Below are 17266 nucleotides of genomic sequence, written 5' to 3' on the forward strand. Positions count from 1 at the left end.
CGCCGGATGACGAGTATGAATATGAGGAGTACCCAGAGGAGGAAGAGGAGGAGGAACCCGAGGAGAAGCCGGTCTCCTTTTCGGATGAGACCCGGCGGGGAAGCGTATCCTCCTTTGCTTCTTTCGCACCTTTTTCTTCCGGCTACTCTTCCCGGGAGCGGGAGGCTGCGCCGCAGGGCAAGGTGGTCAATATCAACGCCAAAACACAGCTGCAGGTAGTAGTGTGCAAGCCGGTCTCCTTTGGAGACGAGGTGCGCTCTATTGCCGACGAGCTGCTCCGCCGCCACACTGTGGTGCTCAACCTGGAAAAAACAGAGAAGGATATCTCCCGGCGTATTGTGGATTTTCTCAGTGGGGTGGCATATGCCAACAATGGGAAGATCAAGCGCATTGCCACGTCCACCTTTATCATTACGCCGTATAATGTTGACCTGACCGGCGACAATGTACTGGACGAGCTGGAAAATAACGGGTTGTATTTTTGATGGACCACAAGAGGAATGAGACGGAGCTGCTGCGGGCCAAGCTTCGGGACTGCCTGCGGGCTTCACAGCGCCGGCCCTGCTTTTTGGGCTTTCTGGACGAGAGCCAGGCGGCAATGTGCCAGGACTTTTTGAAGTGGGAGTCAGGCTCCCGCCTGCTGTGGGGCGGCTATGAGGATGCGGAGCGGAGGATGGCAGGCTTTTTTCCCGACTATATGGAGCCGGAGCCAACGGCGTTTCCCATTGCCGCACTGACGCTTGGGTTCCGGCGGGAGGACAGGCCTGGCCACAGAGATTTTCTTGGTTCGTTTATGGGACTTGGCATAGAGAGGGACGTGGTGGGCGATATTCTTATTGGGGAAGACCACTGCGTCGTCTTTGTACGGGAGGAGATGCGCCGGTTCTTTCTGGATAATATCCGGAAGATCGGTCGGGTTGGAGTGAAAATCACAGAGGGATATGAGGCGCCTCTGCCGGTGATTCGGACGTACCGGGCAATCAGCGGCGTGGTTGCCTCTAACCGATTGGACTGTTTGACCGCCCTTCTTTGCCGGACAAGCCGGGAGAAGGCGGCGGGTATGGTGACGGTAGGGCTTGCGGCCCTTAACCACCGGGAGGTGTTGGACACGGACCGGCGGATAGAGGAGGGCGACGTGCTCTCCATCAGAGGTCATGGCAAATTTATTGTGGATTCATTGGGACCCTTGACAAGCAAGGGCAGGCTAACGGTGAAATGCAGGAAATACGAATAGGGAGGAACTTCCAGATGCTGACGGTTAAGGAGATCAACGAGGTAAGCTTTGGAAAAGCCGGCTTTTCCGGCTATAAGCCGGAGGATGTGGATAATTTTATCGACCAGGTGGCCGCGTCCTTTCAGGAGCTGATCGGGGAGCGCGACGCCGCGGTGAAGCAGGCGGGAGAGCTGGCTATGCTCAACTCAGAGCTGGCCTCGAAAAATGCGGATACCCAGAAAAAGCTCTCGATCCTTGCCCAGAAGATCGAGGTATACCGGCAGGAGGAGGAAGGGATCAAGGAGGCGATCCTCAGCGCGCAGAAAATGTCCAAGGACCTGGTAAAGGAGTCTCAGGACAAGGCGGACGCGATGATTCAGGAGGCCCGGGCTCAGGCGGAGGCCAAGCTTTTGGAGGCCCAGGAGGAGGCCCGGCGCATTACCAGCACGGCCCAGGAGGAGGCCTCCCGGTCTGCCAGGGAGTATACCCAGCAGGCAGAGTCGAAAAAGGCGGAGCTGGAGGAGATTAAGCGGCAGGTAACGGCATTTCGATCTTCTCTGCTGGAAATGTATAAAAAGCATCTGGAATGCATTGACCATATTCCGGTGTTCCGGCAGAAGGAGGAGCGGCCCATACAGGAGCCGGTCCGTCAGCCGGAGCCCGCGCCCTCTGTTTGGGCTGTTGAGCCAGAGCCGGAACTGCCGGCCCCGGCGGCTCCCCGGCATGAGCCTCAGCCAGAGCCGGAGCCGCCTGTGCCAGAGCCCGCACCCCGTCCGGCCCGCAGGATGAGGCAGCAGGAGGAGCCTGAGGCAGTATCCGTATCCGCGCCGCGCCCGCCTGAGCCCCAGCGGGAGCTTCGCACTGCTCCGCCGGTTCAGGAGGAGCCGCTCCGTCCGGCGACCAGGGCCAGTCAGGAGCCGCCCCGCCAGCCCCGTACCCTGAATGACCGTGTGAACTATGTGCAGGAGCAGCTGCAGCCATCTCAGCCGCCGGAGGACTATATGGAGGATGACGACCTCTCCTCAGTGGGCATCAATTTGAATGCTCACAGCAATATTCCTGAGGCCTTGCGCAGGGAGAAAATAAACAACTACAGTAATCTGCCCTTTGGCGATGGGGTGGAAGTGGATGGCCGCAAGCATAGAAGATCGTGAGAGAAGCCGGACATGGGAGGAGACACCCTTGAGGAAAGACGCATTTAAAAAGACCACTGTACTGGCGGCCTCTGTGCTGCTGATTATATTGGACCAGGTCACCAAGGGGATGGTTCAGGATATGCTGAAGCCCAATGGAGGACAGCCCTTTACTGTGATTCCCGGATTGTTGGAGCTGAGCTATCTGGAAAACCCCGCCGCCGCCTTTGGCCTTTTTGGCAATGTGATCTGGCTGGTGACTGCCCTTACTCTGGTTGTGGCCGGGGCGATTCTGGCGGCGTTGTTCCTCTATAAGCACCACAGTGTGTTCAGCTATGTGGCGGCGGCGCTGCTGCTGGCGGGAGGAGTCGGGAACCTGATTGACCGCATCGTTAACGGCTATGTGGTGGATTTTATCCATGTGATGTTCTTCGGGTACATTTTTAATATTGCCGACTGCTGTGTGACCATTGGCTCCTGCTTTCTTGTGGCCCACTATCTTTGGGTCATGCACCGGGAAAAGCAGGCGGGCGCCAAGGCGGAAGAGAGCTCTGGGAGCTGACGGATAATGGAACGGCATATTCAAATCACAGTCACAGACTCTGGCATGCGTCTGGATAAGCTGCTGGCGGAGGAGTTGGAGGGAGTCAGCCGCTCTGCAGCGCAAAGCCTGATTGGGCAAGGCCTGGTGACCTCAGCAGGGAAAACCCTCTCAAAAAGCGCAAAGCTGGCGGCGGGTCAGCTGGTTCAGGTGGTTCTGCCGGAGCCCAAGGCGTTGGATGTTCTGCCGGAAGCGATTCCTTTGGAGATCGTCTTTGAAGACGACGATATGCTGGTAGTCAACAAGCCCAAGGGCATGGTGGTTCACCCGGCCCCTGGCAACTATACTGGCACGTTGGTGAATGCTCTGCTGCATCATTGCGGCAAAGGTCTCTCTGGTATAAACGGGGTGCTTCGTCCGGGCATTGTCCACCGCATTGACAAGGACACCAGCGGTCTGCTTTTGGTGGCGAAGAATGACCACGCTCATCGGGGCTTGGCCGGACAGATTCAGGCCCACAGTCTGACCCGGGAATACCGGGCAGTGGTGTATGGCGGGATAAAGGCTGAGGCAGGTGTGATAGACGCTCCTATTGGGCGTCACCCGGTGGAGCGGAAGAAAATGGCAGTGCTGCCAGGCTCGCCCTCGGCCAGAGAGGCGGTGACCCACTACTATGTGGAGGAGCGTCTGCTCGGCTTTACCTATCTGCGCCTGCGATTGGAGACTGGCCGCACCCATCAGATTCGGGTACATTTGGCCAGCCTGGGCCATCCGGTGGCAGGGGACCCGGTATATGGGCCCAAAAAGGTTCTGACAGAGCTGCATGGCCAGTGCCTTCATGCAGGGCGGCTTGGCTTTGTCCACCCGACAACAGGAGAATATATGGAGTTTTCAGCGGGGCTGCCGGAATATTTCAGCGGCTTTCTGACTAAGCTCCGCAGAGAGGGAGGCGTTTGGAATGATTGAAATTTTGCCTATGGAGGACCGGGACCAAGAGAGAAAGCTGCTGGCAGAGGTGGAGAACGCCGGGTCTGAGGCCCGGGTGCTTGCCATGCGGGAACGGGGGGAGACCCTGGGCTGGGTGGCTTTGGAGCTGGACGGCGGCACGCTGCGGATTCTTCGCCTTGCAGCGGAGGGATTTGATTTTTCCCGTCCTCCTCAGGGCGAGGAGGTTTTTGTTCTGGACTCTCTCATGCGTTCTGCGGCCTCTTATGGGGAGACCTTCGGCGCGGACCGCATTGAGACGGCTTTCCCGGACTTTTTCGGCTTTTTTCAGGCCAGAGGCTTTGAACAGGACGAGCTGCATGCCTTTACGCCTATGAATACTATCGTTAAGTACGAATATCATTAGTTAAATTGCCTGCGGAAGCCTGTCTGCCGCGGGTTTTTCTTAATAAACTATGAAAACTTCAGGAAAGCGGTTGCATGAAGGCCGGGAAAATGGTAAAATTTCTAAGTTAGGGGTTTGCGCCCTTTTAGTATCCTCAAAGGATGGGATGGATCAGGAATGCTGAAAAGTATGACAGGCTTTGGCCGGGGTGAGGCTACGGTTGACGGCTGGCACATTGTATTTGAGGTAAAAACGGTCAATCACAAATTTTTTGAGCAGAACACCCGGCTTTCACGGGGCTACCTGTTTTTGGAGGATAAGCTGAAGGCGTATCTTCAGAGCCGGCTTTCCAGGGGCAAGGCGGATGTTTTTTTGCAGATCGATCATTTGCAGGAGGCCGGCGTGCAGGTTGAGATCAACCATGCCCTGGCGGCGGGCTACTGCGGGGCGTTGGCAGAGCTGCAGGAACGCTACTCGCTGCCCGACGGCCCCACCCTGGCCCTACTCAGCCGCTGTCCGGAGGTGCTGACCGTGCGCAAGGCTCCGGAGGACGAGGAGGCGGTTTGGCAGGCAGTGCTGCAGGTGGCCGGACCCACAGTGGATTCTCTGCTGCAGATGCGGGAGACCGAGGGGCAGCGGCTGAAGCTGGACATTATGGAGAAGGCTGCCAATGTGCTGGCCTTGACAGATCAAATTGAGGCATTGGCTCCCCAGGCGGCGGAAGAGTACCGGGAACGGCTCAGGACCAGGATACAGGAGCTGTTGGGGGACAGTCGTTTTGACGAGCAAAGAGTGCTGACTGAGGTGGCTGTTTTTGCCGAAAAGACCGCTATTGATGAGGAGATCGTTCGCCTGCGCAGCCACTTTGCCCAGTTGGAAAAGATGGTGGAGTTGACGGAGCCGGTGGGCCGTAAAATTGATTTTCTGATTCAGGAGATGAACCGGGAGGCTAACACCATTGGCTCCAAGTCTCAGAATCCGGAGATCGCCTATTTGGTGGTGGACCTGAAGGCGGAGATTGAAAAGATACGGGAGCAGGTGCAGAACGTGGAATAACGCCGCGCCCTATGGATGGGATGGGAGGCTGATACTGTGAAGCTGGTGAATATCGGGTTCGGAAATATGGTTTCCGCCGACAAGGTGGTGGCTGTGGTCAGCAATGAGTCGGCCCCCATCAAACGCCTGGTGCAGGAGGCCAGGGAGCGAGGCGCGGTGATCGACGCGACCTTTGGCCGGAAGACCAAAACCGTGATCATTATGGACAGCGGCAGCGTGGTGCTGTCGGCCATTATGCCTGAGACTGTGGCCGGGCGCTTCAATGGCCGTGAGGACGCTGCCGGGGAGGGAGAATAGGATGAAAAAAGGAATATTGCTGGTGGTCTCCGCGCCATCGGCCGGGGGAAAGGGTACGATTCTGAAGGAGCTGTTCCGGCAGGACGGGAACCTGAGAATGTCGGTTTCGGCCACAACCCGCCAGCCTCGGCCCGGAGAGGAGAACGGGAAGGACTACTATTTCATGAGCCGGGAGGAATTTCAGGAGCTGGTGGCCGGAGGCCGGATGCTGGAACACGCTGAATATGTGGGCAACTGCTATGGCACCCCCAGGGAACCGGTTGAGGAGTGGCTGGCTCAGGGGTTGGACGTGGTGCTGGAAATTGACGTGCAGGGCGGAGCGCAGATTAAAAGGCTGGCTCCGGACTGTGTTTCTGTGTTCATTACCCCGCCCTCTATGGAGGTGCTGGAAAAGCGTCTGCGGGACCGGGGCACAGAGGATGATGAGACAGTCCGCAAACGGCTGGCTGCTGCCCGGGAGGAATTGCCCCATGCGGAGGACTATGACTATATTGTAGTCAACGACCGTTTGGAGGACGCAGTGGAGGACATGCTGGCGATCCTCCGAAGTGAAAAGAGAAAATATGTCAGAAATCCTGGCTTTGTTCAGCAGGTTTTGAATAGATAAAGTACGACAATACCATGTAACAGAGAAAGGAAAGTGGTATCAGTATGCTGAAGCCATCTGCAAACATTATCAAAACGCCCCACATGAACCAGTATTCCCTGGTCATTGCCGTTGCCAAGCGGGCCCGGCAGATCTCGGAGCAGGCGGAAAATGAAGGGGCTAAGCTGGTGGAAAAGCCGGTAGACCTGGCTGTTCAGGACTTTGTCCAGGACCGCTACCGTATTATTGAGCCAAAAGAAATTGAAGGATGACGTCTCTGGCCCAGGTAGCGGTAGAGAATGCAGTCTACCATTTTGACAAGCTGTTCACCTACCGGGTGCCGGAGCAGCTGCGGGAGCGGCTGCTCCCCGGGATGCGGGTGACCGTACCCTTTGGCGCCGGGAATCGGGAACGGGTGGGTATGGTATTCTCTCTGGGCGGCCAGGAGGGGGAACGGCTGAAGTCGATCTCCAGGGTGCTGGACCAGGAGCCAGCGCTGGAGGCTCAGGCTTTGGAAATGGCTGTTTGGATGAAGGACCGGTATTACTGTACCCTGTTTGAGGCGGTCAAGCTGATGCTGCCCTCGGGAATGCAGCTTCGTCTTAAGGACAGCTATGTGCTGGAGCAGGGGTTTACAGACTTTGACCGGGAGGCCTGGGACAATGTGTCCTGGCAGATCATTACCGCTCTGCGTTCTGCCGGCCGGGCCATGCCCTTTGAAAAGCTGTCGGCTGCCTTGGGAATTGATCGAACCTGTCCGGAGCTGCAGAGGCTTTTGGACAAGGGCGTGGTGTGCAGGGTGAATCTGGCGGCAAGCCGGATTAAGGACGCGGTCTCCCGGATGGTGCGGCCTGTCTTGGATTTTACCGGCAAGCTGACGCCCCGGCAGCGGGAGGTCTACCAGGTGTTGGTGGAGGTAGGGGAGGCGGCGGAAAAGGAGCTTTGCTATTTTACCGGCGCTTCGTCTTCTGTGGTCAAGGCACTGGCGGAAAAGGGCGCGGCAGAGGTTTTTGAGTATGAGGTCTACCGCAGGCCGGAGGCCATGGAGGGCAGGACCCAGAGTCTGTCTCAGCTGGTGCTTTCCCCCTCTCAGCAGCAAGCCCTGGATGGACTCTGCGACGAGTATGAGCATGCTGCGGAGGGCCGGCGGTGCGCTCTGCTGTATGGCGTTACCGGCAGCGGAAAGACGTCTGTGTTTCTCAAACTCATTGAGTATGTGCTGAAAAAGGGCAGGGGCGTGATCGTCATGGTGCCGGAGATCTCTTTGACTGCCCAGACGCTCTGTCTGTTTCAGCAGAATTTTGGGGACAGTGTGGCGGTGCTTCACAGCGGCCTGTCTTTGGGGGAACGGCTGGACGAATGGAAGCGGCTGCGCCGGGGAGAGGCGCGAATCGCGGTGGGGACCCGCTCGGCGGTGTTTGCCCCGGTAAAGGAGCTGGGGCTGATTGTCATTGACGAGGAGCAGGAGCATACCTATAAATCGGAGTCCAGCCCCCGTTATGACGCCAGGGAGGTGGCCCGCTACCGCTGCGCCAAAGCAGAGGCATTTTGTTTGCTGTCCTCGGCTACACCGTCGGTAGAGGCCTATTCTATGGCCAAGGAGGGTAAATTCCTGTTTCACAGGCTAGAGGCCCGGTTCGGGGAGGCCCAGCTGCCAGAGGTAATGCTTGCCGACATGAACTGGGAGGACTACCCGGGCAGCGAGAACGCGATTGGCTCTACTCTGGCAGAGGCGTTGGCCCAGAACCTGGAACAGGGGAAGCAATCGATTGTTTTGCTGAACCGGCGGGGCTACCACACCTTTGTTAGCTGCCGCTCCTGCCGGGAGGTGGTGAGTTGTCCGAATTGCAGCATCTCCCTCACCTATCACAGCGCGAATCGGAGGCTGATGTGTCATTACTGCGGGTATTCCACCCCTTTGCTGAAAAAATGTCCCACTTGCGGCAGCGACCGGCTTGCCTTTCGGGGGCTTGGGACGCAAAAGGCAGAGGAACAGCTTCGGGCGCTGCTGCCTGAAGCGCGGATTCTGCGGGTGGATACAGACTCTATGTCGGGCCGGTATTCCTTGGAGCGCCGGCTGGCGGAGTTCTCCAGGGGGGAGTATGACATTATGGTGGGGACCCAGATGGTGGCAAAGGGACTCGACTTTGAGAATGTCACCTTAGTGGGGGTGCTCTCTGCGGACCAGTCTCTTTACAGCGATGATTTTCGCAGCAACGAGCGCACCTTTGACCTGCTTACCCAGGTAATCGGCCGGGCGGGGCGGGGGAAGTACCCGGGCCGGGCTATTGTGCAGACCTTTGTCCCGGAGAACCCGGTGCTTCATCTGGCAGCGAAGCAGGATTACTTCGGCTTTGCCCAGCGGGAGCTCCACTACCGCAAGGCCCTGCTCTATCCGCCCTATGTGGACATTCTTGTGATTGGCTTTGTGGGGCCGGAGGACCCGCTTACCCGGCAGGCGGCGGAGCGTTTTTTGCAGGAGCTGGGTCAACTGGTGGAGCGGAAATATGCAGGTATGCCCCTGCGGGTTCTGCGGCCGTCGCCGGCGTCCGTGGCAAAGGTCAGTGGGAAATACCGGTATAAGCTGATCATAAAATGTAAGAACACGCCCCGTCTGCGGGAGATGATTGCAAGGCTTTTGGGAGATTTTTCCGGGATCAAGGAATTTCAGCCAGTGACCGTATATGCGGACCCGAATCCCAATCGAGTGATGTAAGGCGTACAGCCAGTATACAGTCAGAAAGGATATGACAATAAGCTATGGCCATTCGGAATATTGTACAGTTTGGAGAAGATATTTTGAAAAAGGAGTGCCGCCCAGTGGAGAAGTTTGACCGTAAGCTCCACCAGCTGCTGGACGATATGCAGGATACCCTGTATGAAGCCAACGGCGCGGGGCTGGCAGCGCCGCAGGTGGGCGTATTGCGGCGGGTATGTATTGTCGACGTTGGCGATGGGCCTATTGAATTGATCAACCCGGAGATTATTGCCACAGAAGGAGAGCAGACAGGGCCGGAGGGCTGCCTTTCTCTGCCCAACGAATGGGGTGAGGTGACCCGCCCCATGCGGGTGACGGTCAGGGCGCAGAACCGTAAGGGCAAGTGGTTTGAGACGACAGGCGACGAGCTGTGCGCCCGGGCCTTCTGCCATGAGATCGACCATCTTCATGGGGTCGTGTTTACTGATAAGGCCAGCCGGATGCTGACCCAGGAGGAGATTGAAGCCCTGAGAGAAGAAAAATAAGGAGAGACAGAATGCGCATTGTGTTTATGGGTACGCCTGACTTTGCAGTCCCCTCATTACAGGCTCTGATCGATCAGGGGCATGAGATCTGCGGTGTGTACACCCAGCCGGATAAACCAAAGGGCCGGGGCCACAAATTATTGCCGCCCGCTGTGAAGGAATTGGCTTTACAGAATGGGCTTCCCGTATATCAGCCATTGACCCTGCGGGACGAGGCTGTGCAGGAGGAGCTTGCCCGGCTGGCGCCTGAGCTGATTGTGGTGGTGGCCTATGGAAAATTGCTGCCGCCCCGGGTACTGGAGCTGCCAGAGCTGGGCTGCATCAATGTTCATGGCTCCCTTTTGCCTAAGTACCGGGGGGCTGCGCCCATTCAGTGGGCGGTGCTCAATGGAGACGCTGTGACCGGCGTCACTACCATGTATATGGCGGAGGGTATGGACTCCGGGGATATTTTGCGACGGGCAGAGACGGAGATTGGGCCCGAAGAAACTGCGGGGGAGCTCTTTGACCGGCTGAAAATACTGGGAGCAAAGCTTTTGACCGACACATTGGAGCAGCTGCAGCAAGGGGACTTGACCCGGGTGTGTCAGGATGAGAGTCAGGTCACGCTGGCACCTATGCTGAAAAAGGAGATGTCGGCCCTTGACTGGACCATGCCCGCACAACAGGTGCATGATCGCATACGGGGGTTGAACCCCTGGCCCTGTGCGGCGGCAGTGTTGGATGGAAAACGGCTGAAGCTGTTGGGCTCGCGGGTGATAGAGCACAGCGGAGAGCCGGGAACGGTATGGGACCTTGCAGGGGAGCTGGTGGTGTGCTGTGGACAGAACGCGCTGCGGATCACAGAACTGCAAACGGAGAAGGGAAAGAAAATGGGCGGTAAAGAGTACCTGCTGGGACACCCGCTTTCAGCCGGCGCTGTGATGGAATAAGACCGCATACCAGAAAACTATAAGGATGATATGAAGAAGACGAACCAAACCGCCAGAAGCGCTGCCCTGCAGGCGCTTCTGCAAATGGAAAAGCAGGATGGGTACTCTAATGTAGTGCTGGACCAGGTTTTGCGCAACGCGGGCCTGGACAGACGGGACAGTGCGCTGGCGTCCACTCTGTTTTATGGGGTGTTGGAGCGCAGACTGACCCTGGACTATTGGCTTAGGCAGTGCCTGAGGGACCCAAAGAAAAAGCCGGATGCCGTAGCCATGGCGGCACTGCGCTGTGGGGCTTATCAGATTATGTATCTGGACCGGGTGCCGGATTCTGCAGCGGTTAATGAGACTGTCAACGCGCTGAAAACAATGGGCAGGGAGCGGTTGTCGGGATTTGTGAATGGCGTCTTGCGGGGCTTGCTGCGTAAAAAAGGAGAGCTCACGCTGCCTGAGGGCAATGAAGCTTCTGCGATGAGCCTGCGGTTTTCGGTGCCTGAGGAGTTGATTCGGCTGTGGCAGCGCAGCTATGGCAAGGCTGTAACTTTACAGCTTTTGGAGAGCTTTTCGGAGCATCCAGCTTTGTATATTCGAGTGAACCGATTGAGATGTAGTGTTGATCAGCTCAGAGAACGATTGGCAGAACATGGTGTAAAGCTAACCCCCTTGACTGGCGTGGAAGGGGCGGCAGTCTTAGAGAATGTTGGTTCTCCCAGCGAGTTGCCGGAATTTCAGGAAGGCCTTTTTCATGTGCAGGACCTTTCTGCGCAGATGGTTTGCAAGCTGCTGGACCCTATACCCGGCGTGACGGTTTGTGACTGCTGTGCCGCGCCAGGTGGAAAAAGCTTTACCATTGCCCAAGAGACAGAGGGTCCGGTGTATGCGTTTGACCTTTACAGCAGTCGGGTTAAGCTGATTGCAGACGGCGCGAAGCGTTTGGGGTTGGATAAAATTGAGGCGGGTCTGAACGATGCGGCTCAGGGGTTTGGCTCCATGCCGCAGGTGGACCGGATGCTGTGCGACGTGCCTTGCTCCGGCTTTGGGGTCATACGCAGGAAGCCGGAAATACGTTACCGCAGCTTGGAGCAGTTCAAGGAGCTGCCGGAGCTGCAATATACGATTCTGCGCCAGGCGGCAGAAAAGGTAAAGCCGGGAGGTGTGCTGGTATATTCCACCTGCACCTTGAATCCGGCGGAGAACGCCCAGGTAGCGGAGCGGTTTTTAAAGGAAAACAACGGCTTTGAGCCGATGAAAATAGATTGTGGAATTCAGCGCTGTATTGACGAGCCGGAGCATATGCTTACCATGACCCCCTTTTCCGGGGCATCGGACGGTTTTTTCGCAGCCCGGTTCCGAAAATGCAAAGGATAGAGGGAAAGAGTTGGATAAGGCGGATATTAAGTCCATGACCCTGGAAGAGCTGGGACGCGCTTTTCAGGCTCAAGGCTTGCCGGGATACCGGGCCAAGCAGGTATTCCACTGGGTGCACCGGGGCGTGGAGAGCTTTGAAGAAATGACCGATCTCTCCCGGGAACTGCGGGGAAGGCTGGGAGAGGACTACCGGATTCCCTCCGTCAAGGCAGTGGATAAGCGGGTCTCACGGGATGGAACGGTAAAGTATTTGTTTCAGCTGGGAGACGGCGAGCTGGTGGAGTCGGTGCTCATGCATTACCATCATGGCTATTCTATTTGCATTTCCACCCAGGTCGGGTGTAAAATGAATTGCAGCTTCTGCGCCACCGGAAGGAGCGGGTTTTCCCGGAATCTTCTGCCGTCGGAGATATTGGGGCAGGTCCAGTCTGCCCAGTTGGACGCTGGGGTCAGGATTTCTAACATTGTGCTGATGGGCATGGGGGAGCCTTTGGACAATTTCCAGAATGTACTGCGCTTTCTGGAATTGGTTTCTCACCCTGAGGGGATGAATATTGGGATGAGGCATATCTCCCTTTCTACCTGCGGGGTGGTTGACCGCATCTATGAGCTGGCGGAAAAGAAATTGCAGCTGACCCTGTCCATTTCTCTGCATGCGCCCAATGACGAGATCCGCAGCCAGACCATGCCGGTCAATAAGAGATGGAATATGGGGGAGCTGCTGAAGGCTTGCCGTCATTATGCCAGAGAGACAGGCAGGCGGATATCCTTTGAATACGCCATGATCAGCGGTGTGAATGATATGGACTGGTGCGCCAGAGAACTGACGAAAAAGCTGCGGGGTATGCCTGCCCATGTGAATCTGATTCCGGTAAACAATGTGACCGGCGCGGGCTATAAAAGGAGCAGCAGCGCATGCCTGAAACGATTTGTGGAGATATTGGAGGCGGGAGGCTGTACCGCTACCGTGCGCAGGACTCTGGGGTCTGACATTGAGGCCTCTTGCGGGCAGCTTCGCCGAAAATATAAAGGAGGGAATGGACATGAGGGTTGATTTTGCCACAGACGCCGGACCGGTGCGCAAATCGAACCAGGACGCCTGCCGGTGCGGCAGCTTTTCTGACAGCAGCGCCTGGGCGGTGGTGTGCGACGGAATGGGCGGCGCCAACGGAGGCAATGTGGCCAGCGCCATTGCGGTGGACCAGATTGAGGAGCAGCTGAAGGAAAAATTTGCCGGGAATATGAGCCAGGGCAATATCAAAAGCATGATGATCAATGCCATATGCCGGGCCAATACCGCTATATATGAAGCAGCCCGGGAACAGCCGGAGCTTCGGGGCATGGGAACCACGGCGGTGGTTATGCTGGCCGACCAGGGCCGTCTTCATGTGGCCCATGTGGGCGACAGCCGGGCGTACCTGAAAAACGGAAACGGGCTGACCCAGATCACCATGGACCACTCCTATGTGCAGGACCTGGTAAATTTTGGCCAGATCACCAAGGAACAGGCCCGCACCCATCCCCGCAGGAATATTATCACCCGGGTATTAGGCGTGCACGACGCGGTGTCGGCGGACTATTCCGTGTGGGACTTTCACGCCGGCGACTGGGCTCTGGCCTGTACGGATGGGCTGACAGGATATATGGAGGACGGCCTTTTGGAGCAGTACATGAACGAATACAGCCATAGTGGAGAAGCCCTGGTGGAGAAACTGATCCAGTATGCGGTAGACAGCGGCGGGGCGGATAATATCACCGTGGCTGTGGTCAATAATATCTGATAGAAAGCTGGGGGTAAAAGGCTTATGGATAAGTTTATTGGCAAACGATTGGACGGAAAGTATGAGATTCACAACCTCATCGGCGTGGGCGGTATGGCCTGTGTGTACCGGGCCTATGACCGGGTAGAGGACCGTTGGGTCGCCATTAAAATTCTTAAAGAGGAATTTTCGGACAATAGCGATTTTCTCCGGCGGTTCCGCAATGAGGCGAAAGCGATTACACTGCTGTCCCATCCCAATATCGTAGAGGTGCACGACGTGAGCTTTGGCGACCGGCTGCAGTATATCGTTATGGAGTATATTGACGGCATCACCCTGAAGCAGTATATTGAGCAGGAGGGTGTGATTCGCTGGGACGAGGCGCTGCACTTTACCATTCAGATATTGATGGCTTTGGAGCACGCCCATGAAAAGGGCATCATTCACCGGGACATCAAGCCCCAGAACGTGATGCTGCTGCAGAATGGCACCATTAAGGTGACGGACTTTGGCATTGCCCGGTTCTCTCAGAGCGAGACCCAGACCATGACTGACAAGGCTATCGGTTCGGTGCACTATATTGCGCCGGAGCAGGCCCGGGGGGATTATATCACTGACAAGGCTGATATTTACTCGGTGGGCGTTATGCTTTATGAGATGATTACCGGCCGGTTGCCCTTTGTGGCGGATAACGCTGTTTCTGTAGCGTTGATGCAGCTGCAGGCCAAGCCCACGATGCCCCGGGAACTGAATCCTAATCTGCCCAGAGGCCTGGAACAGATTACCATGCGGGCTATGGAGAAAAACCCGGTGGACCGCTTCCAGTCGGCGGGGGAGATGCTGGATGATATCGACCGCTTCCGCAGGAACCCCGGCATGGTATTTCATTATGATATGCAGCCGATTCGTTCCTCGTCCCCTTACGAGGCCTCCCGAAATATTGACTCCTACGATTCCGCACGGTTCAAGCCCAGCTATAACGACAGCTATGAGTATGAGGAGGAGTATGTCCGGGCCAACCGGGGGGCGGCGGGCGCTATGGTGGTCAAGGGAGTTATTGCGGCAGTGATTATTGTCGCCCTTGCCGTAGGCGCTGTGTGGCTGCTGCGGAACTGGGAGACGCTGACCACGCCGGAGGAAGACGAACAGGTACAGATGGAGAATTTTGTTGGGAAGCTGTATGAAGAGGTTCTGGCTGACCCGGTCTATACAGAGAATTTCAAGTTCAAGCGTACAGAGGGCAATGATCCCGACCTGCCCCCAGGGCAGATCATGCGCCAGAACCCCAACCCGGGGATTATGGTGAAGAAGGGCTCTGAGGTGGAGCTGCAGGTCAACGGTAAGGTGGAGCAGGTCGCGGTTCCGGACATGAAGAACTATTCTCAGGCGGACGCTATTGCGCTGCTGAAGGAAATGAATCTGAAATTTACCACAGAGAACGTGGCGGATGATGAAGTAGCTGTAGGCAATGTGGTAGTAACCGATCCCCCTGCGAATACCATGGTTGACGTGGGCAGCACGGTCAAGCTGAAGGTGAGCAAGGGCCCTGCCACCAAAAAGGTGAAGGTGCCGGAGGATTTGGAGGGAAAGACCCGGTATGATGTGGAAAAGCGTCTGCAGGAGGCAAAGCTGAATGTGGGCAATGTGCTCACCGACGACAGCAGCTCTTTGGAAAAGGACATGGTCATCAGCACCAATCCCGCTCCCGGCTCTGAGGTGTCGGAGGGCGCGACGGTAGATATTATCATCAGCTCTGGCAAGGGCGCTGTCAAAAACCTGAGCAAGCGCGTGGATCTGCCCGCCTCTGTGGATATGGATGTGGAGCTGAAGGTCTATCGTAACGGCTCTGTGGTGACCCAGGAGACGGTTAACCCCGCCTATGCAGGGGGCTATGACCTTTCCTTCTCCGGCACCTCTGGTCAGGAGAATGTGGTGGTGCGCCTGAACGACCAGGACTATATGTATCTCACCTTTAACTATGATACGCAGGAAGTGACCATAAACCAGACCTTTGAGTTTACGCCGCCCTCCAATGGCGGCGATGAACCAGAGCCTGACCCTTCCTCTGAGGATCAGGAGGGGACCGGAGGCGGTATTCAGCCTTCGGGAGAGTGACAGGTGGCTATGGAGTTAGAAGGCTTTGTGATAAAATGCGTTGGAGGCTTTTACACGGTGGAGACGGACCAGGGCCAGATGATCTGCCGGGCAAGGGGACGCTTTCGCAGGGAGAAGGTCTCGCCCTGTGCTGGCGACCGGGTGGTGATTGACGCTGCTCCGGACGGCACTGGGGCTCTGACTCAGATTCTGCCCAGGAGAAACCACCTGGTCCGGCCGCCGGCAGCGAATTTGGACCGGCTGTTCATTGTGGCTTCTATGCGGGAGCCTGCTGCCAACACAGGGTTGATCGACAAGGCGGCGGCAGTGGCGGAGCTGGAAGGCATTGAGCCGGTGGTGGTGTTCACCAAGACTGACCTGGGAGACCCGGAGCCCCTGCTGGAAAGCTACCGTCTGGCAGGGCTGGAATGCTGTGCGGTGTCCTCTGTCAACGGCAGCGGTGCGCAGAGGGTGCGCGAGCTGGTGGTGGGGAAGACGTCGGCATTTATCGGCAACTCTGGCGTAGGCAAGTCTACACTGCTGAACCTTGCCTTTCCCGGCTTCCGGCTGGAAACCGGGGAGATCAGCCAGAAGCTGGGCCGGGGCCGGCATACCACCCGGCAGGTGGAATTTTTCCGGCTGGATGGGGGCGGCTATGTAGCGGATACCCCTGGGTTCTCTACCTTTGACATGGAGAAGTACCGGCTGACCGATAAGGAGCAGCTGATCCACGGGTTCCGGGAATTGGAGGGCTATGCGGCGGACTGTCAGTTTACCTCCTGTTCGCATACCTGTGAGAAGGGCTGCGCTGTTTTGCAGGCAGTGAATGAGGGAAGGATCGCCCGTTCCCGATTTGAGAGCTATGCGGCGATCTATCAAGAAATAAAGGGTGTAAAGCAATGGGAGCAGAAAAGCAAGCTTGTATGATTATCGGAGCCGCGCCGGTGGACCGGCGTGTCTTCAAGGAGTTTGACCCCAGACACTACTATGTCATCTGCGCGGACGCGGGTTATGAGACTGCCGTAAAGGCCGGCGTTACGCCGGACCTGATTGTGGGGGATTTTGACTCTGCCAAGAAGCCAGCGGAATTGAAGGCGAAATGCCTGACGCTGCCAGTGGAGAAGGACGTGACGGACACCATGTTTGCAGTGCTGAAAGGCTTCAGCATGGGCTTTCGCAGCTTTTTGCTGCTGGGCTGCCTGGGCGGGGAGCGCTTTGACCACAGCCTGGCGAACCTGGAAGTATTGCAGTACATCCGGGAGCATGGCGGGCATGGTATTATGGCGGACAAGAGCACCAAGATATTCCTGCTTCAGGATGAACGTTTGAAAATGACGGGGATGTCGGGGTCCACTGTGTCTGTGTTCCCCTATAATGGTTCTGCCTGCACAGTGAGCTATGATGGGCTGAAGTACCCCTTGAACAGGGGACAGCTCAGCTGCGGCAATCTGCCAATGGGAGTCAGCAATCTGATTTCCGGCGACCCGGCTGAAATCCGGGTACATAGCGGGTCCGCGCTGGTTGTGGTGGTTCAGTAACACTTTTTTTCCTGCTGAGTATACTGGAATAACGAGTGTGCAGCAGGGAGGTGAGCCGTCTTGGGAAAGCGTAAGCTTCGGTGTACCTGTTTTAAAGAGCGCGACTGCCGGAACATGTGCATCGTCTGCTTTGGCCTGGGCATGTCACTCTCCTGCTTCTGCCCCATGGGCTTTGCTC

The 17266-nt window shown here is 56.8% G+C and carries 19 protein-coding genes; all 19 read left to right on the top strand.

Annotated elements, in window-relative coordinates; genetic code table 11:
* On the top strand, window positions 1-485 hold a 485-nt coding region (locus tag ACTO5E_RS06330; RefSeq protein ID WP_482302522.1), incomplete at its 5' end, for a cell division protein SepF.
* On the top strand, window positions 485-1234 hold the full coding sequence (locus tag ACTO5E_RS06335; protein WP_482302524.1) for a YlmH/Sll1252 family protein: 750 nt from the start codon (window positions 485-487) through the stop codon (window positions 1232-1234). The genes ACTO5E_RS06330 and ACTO5E_RS06335, both read left to right, overlap by 1 nt.
* Before the next feature lie 14 nt (window positions 1235-1248).
* The gene (locus tag ACTO5E_RS06340) at window positions 1249-2367 is read left to right on the top strand and encodes a DivIVA domain-containing protein (RefSeq protein WP_482302526.1); all 1119 of its coding nucleotides are present in this window, start codon (window positions 1249-1251) and stop codon (window positions 2365-2367) included.
* A gap of 28 nt (window positions 2368-2395) precedes the next feature.
* Window positions 2396-2908: a signal peptidase II gene (lspA, locus tag ACTO5E_RS06345; protein WP_482302528.1), complete on the top strand. Its 513-nt coding sequence runs from the start codon at window positions 2396-2398 to the stop codon at window positions 2906-2908.
* A gap of 6 nt (window positions 2909-2914) precedes the next feature.
* Complete coding sequence (locus ACTO5E_RS06350; RefSeq protein ID WP_482302529.1) at window positions 2915-3853, top strand: RluA family pseudouridine synthase; 939 nt, start codon at window positions 2915-2917, stop codon at window positions 3851-3853.
* The gene (locus tag ACTO5E_RS06355; RefSeq protein ID WP_482302530.1) at window positions 3846-4238 is read left to right on the top strand and encodes a hypothetical protein; all 393 of its coding nucleotides are present in this window, start codon (window positions 3846-3848) and stop codon (window positions 4236-4238) included. The genes ACTO5E_RS06350 and ACTO5E_RS06355 overlap by 8 nt, the downstream gene beginning before the upstream one ends.
* Window positions 4239-4394: 156 nt before the next feature.
* Window positions 4395-5273 carry a YicC/YloC family endoribonuclease gene (locus ACTO5E_RS06360; RefSeq protein WP_482302531.1) on the top strand — a complete coding sequence of 293 codons (879 nt, stop codon included), beginning with the start codon at window positions 4395-4397 and terminating at the stop codon, window positions 5271-5273.
* Between the two features lie 36 nt (window positions 5274-5309).
* Complete coding sequence (locus ACTO5E_RS06365) at window positions 5310-5570, top strand: DUF370 domain-containing protein (protein WP_482302533.1); 261 nt, start codon at window positions 5310-5312, stop codon at window positions 5568-5570.
* A 1-nt stretch (window position 5571) separates the two neighbouring features.
* Entirely contained in the window at window positions 5572-6177 is a 606-nt protein-coding gene (gmk, locus tag ACTO5E_RS06370) for a guanylate kinase (protein ID WP_482302535.1), read from the top strand.
* A 44-nt stretch (window positions 6178-6221) separates the two neighbouring features.
* Window positions 6222-6428: a DNA-directed RNA polymerase subunit omega gene (locus ACTO5E_RS06375; protein WP_482302537.1), complete on the top strand. Its 207-nt coding sequence runs from the start codon at window positions 6222-6224 to the stop codon at window positions 6426-6428.
* On the top strand, window positions 6425-8872 hold the full coding sequence (gene priA / locus ACTO5E_RS06380) for a replication restart helicase PriA (RefSeq protein ID WP_482302539.1): 2448 nt from the start codon (window positions 6425-6427) through the stop codon (window positions 8870-8872). Before ACTO5E_RS06375 ends, priA begins: the two co-directional genes overlap by 4 nt.
* A gap of 44 nt (window positions 8873-8916) precedes the next feature.
* Window positions 8917-9399, top strand: coding sequence for a peptide deformylase (gene def / locus ACTO5E_RS06385; RefSeq protein ID WP_482302541.1), 483 nt, complete (start codon window positions 8917-8919; stop codon window positions 9397-9399).
* An 11-nt stretch (window positions 9400-9410) separates the two neighbouring features.
* On the top strand, window positions 9411-10331 hold the full coding sequence (gene fmt, locus ACTO5E_RS06390; RefSeq protein WP_482302543.1) for a methionyl-tRNA formyltransferase: 921 nt from the start codon (window positions 9411-9413) through the stop codon (window positions 10329-10331).
* Between the two features lie 30 nt (window positions 10332-10361).
* Window positions 10362-11696, top strand: a complete 1335-nt coding sequence (rsmB, locus tag ACTO5E_RS06395; RefSeq protein WP_482302545.1) for a 16S rRNA (cytosine(967)-C(5))-methyltransferase RsmB — start codon at window positions 10362-10364, stop codon at window positions 11694-11696.
* A 10-nt stretch (window positions 11697-11706) separates the two neighbouring features.
* Window positions 11707-12750: a dual-specificity RNA methyltransferase RlmN gene (gene rlmN / locus ACTO5E_RS06400; RefSeq protein ID WP_482302547.1), complete on the top strand. Its 1044-nt coding sequence runs from the start codon at window positions 11707-11709 to the stop codon at window positions 12748-12750.
* Entirely contained in the window at window positions 12740-13477 is a 738-nt protein-coding gene (locus ACTO5E_RS06405; protein WP_482302548.1) for a Stp1/IreP family PP2C-type Ser/Thr phosphatase, read from the top strand. The genes rlmN and ACTO5E_RS06405 overlap by 11 nt, the downstream gene beginning before the upstream one ends.
* 24 nt (window positions 13478-13501) lie before the next feature.
* Complete coding sequence (pknB, locus tag ACTO5E_RS06410) at window positions 13502-15571, top strand: Stk1 family PASTA domain-containing Ser/Thr kinase (protein WP_482302549.1); 2070 nt, start codon at window positions 13502-13504, stop codon at window positions 15569-15571.
* A 9-nt stretch (window positions 15572-15580) separates the two neighbouring features.
* Window positions 15581-16477 (top strand): ribosome small subunit-dependent GTPase A, encoded by an 897-nt coding sequence (rsgA, locus tag ACTO5E_RS06415; RefSeq protein WP_482302552.1) that lies wholly within the window; start codon window positions 15581-15583, stop codon window positions 16475-16477.
* Window positions 16474-17088, top strand: coding sequence for a thiamine diphosphokinase (locus ACTO5E_RS06420; RefSeq protein WP_482302551.1), 615 nt, complete (start codon window positions 16474-16476; stop codon window positions 17086-17088). Before rsgA ends, ACTO5E_RS06420 begins: the two co-directional genes overlap by 4 nt.
* Window positions 17089-17266 lie beyond the last annotated feature (178 nt).

This window comes from Acutalibacter sp. (genome assembly GCF_056800975.1).

Bases quoted from the DNA above. Each gene is read 5' to 3' on its own strand.
- rsmB (WP_482302545.1), top strand. From the start codon at position 10,362: ATGAAGAAGACGAACCAAACCGCCAGAAGCGCTGCCCTGCAGGCGCTT.
- fmt (WP_482302543.1), top strand. From the start codon at position 9,411: ATGCGCATTGTGTTTATGGGTACGCCTGACTTTGCAGTCCCCTCATTA.
- ACTO5E_RS06420 (WP_482302551.1), top strand. From the start codon at position 16,474: ATGATTATCGGAGCCGCGCCGGTGGACCGGCGTGTCTTCAAGGAGTTT.
- gmk (WP_482302535.1), top strand. From the start codon at position 5,572: ATGAAAAAAGGAATATTGCTGGTGGTCTCCGCGCCATCGGCCGGGGGA.
- ACTO5E_RS06375 (WP_482302537.1), top strand. From the start codon at position 6,222: ATGCTGAAGCCATCTGCAAACATTATCAAAACGCCCCACATGAACCAG.
- def (WP_482302541.1), top strand. From the start codon at position 8,917: ATGGCCATTCGGAATATTGTACAGTTTGGAGAAGATATTTTGAAAAAG.
- ACTO5E_RS06405 (WP_482302548.1), top strand. From the start codon at position 12,740: ATGAGGGTTGATTTTGCCACAGACGCCGGACCGGTGCGCAAATCGAAC.
- pknB (WP_482302549.1), top strand. From the start codon at position 13,502: ATGGATAAGTTTATTGGCAAACGATTGGACGGAAAGTATGAGATTCAC.
- priA (WP_482302539.1), top strand. From the start codon at position 6,425: ATGACGTCTCTGGCCCAGGTAGCGGTAGAGAATGCAGTCTACCATTTT.
- ACTO5E_RS06355 (WP_482302530.1), top strand. From the start codon at position 3,846: ATGATTGAAATTTTGCCTATGGAGGACCGGGACCAAGAGAGAAAGCTG.
- rsgA (WP_482302552.1), top strand. From the start codon at position 15,581: ATGGAGTTAGAAGGCTTTGTGATAAAATGCGTTGGAGGCTTTTACACG.
- ACTO5E_RS06360 (WP_482302531.1), top strand. From the start codon at position 4,395: ATGCTGAAAAGTATGACAGGCTTTGGCCGGGGTGAGGCTACGGTTGAC.
- ACTO5E_RS06350 (WP_482302529.1), top strand. From the start codon at position 2,915: ATGGAACGGCATATTCAAATCACAGTCACAGACTCTGGCATGCGTCTG.
- ACTO5E_RS06335 (WP_482302524.1), top strand. From the start codon at position 485: ATGGACCACAAGAGGAATGAGACGGAGCTGCTGCGGGCCAAGCTTCGG.
- ACTO5E_RS06340 (WP_482302526.1), top strand. From the start codon at position 1,249: ATGCTGACGGTTAAGGAGATCAACGAGGTAAGCTTTGGAAAAGCCGGC.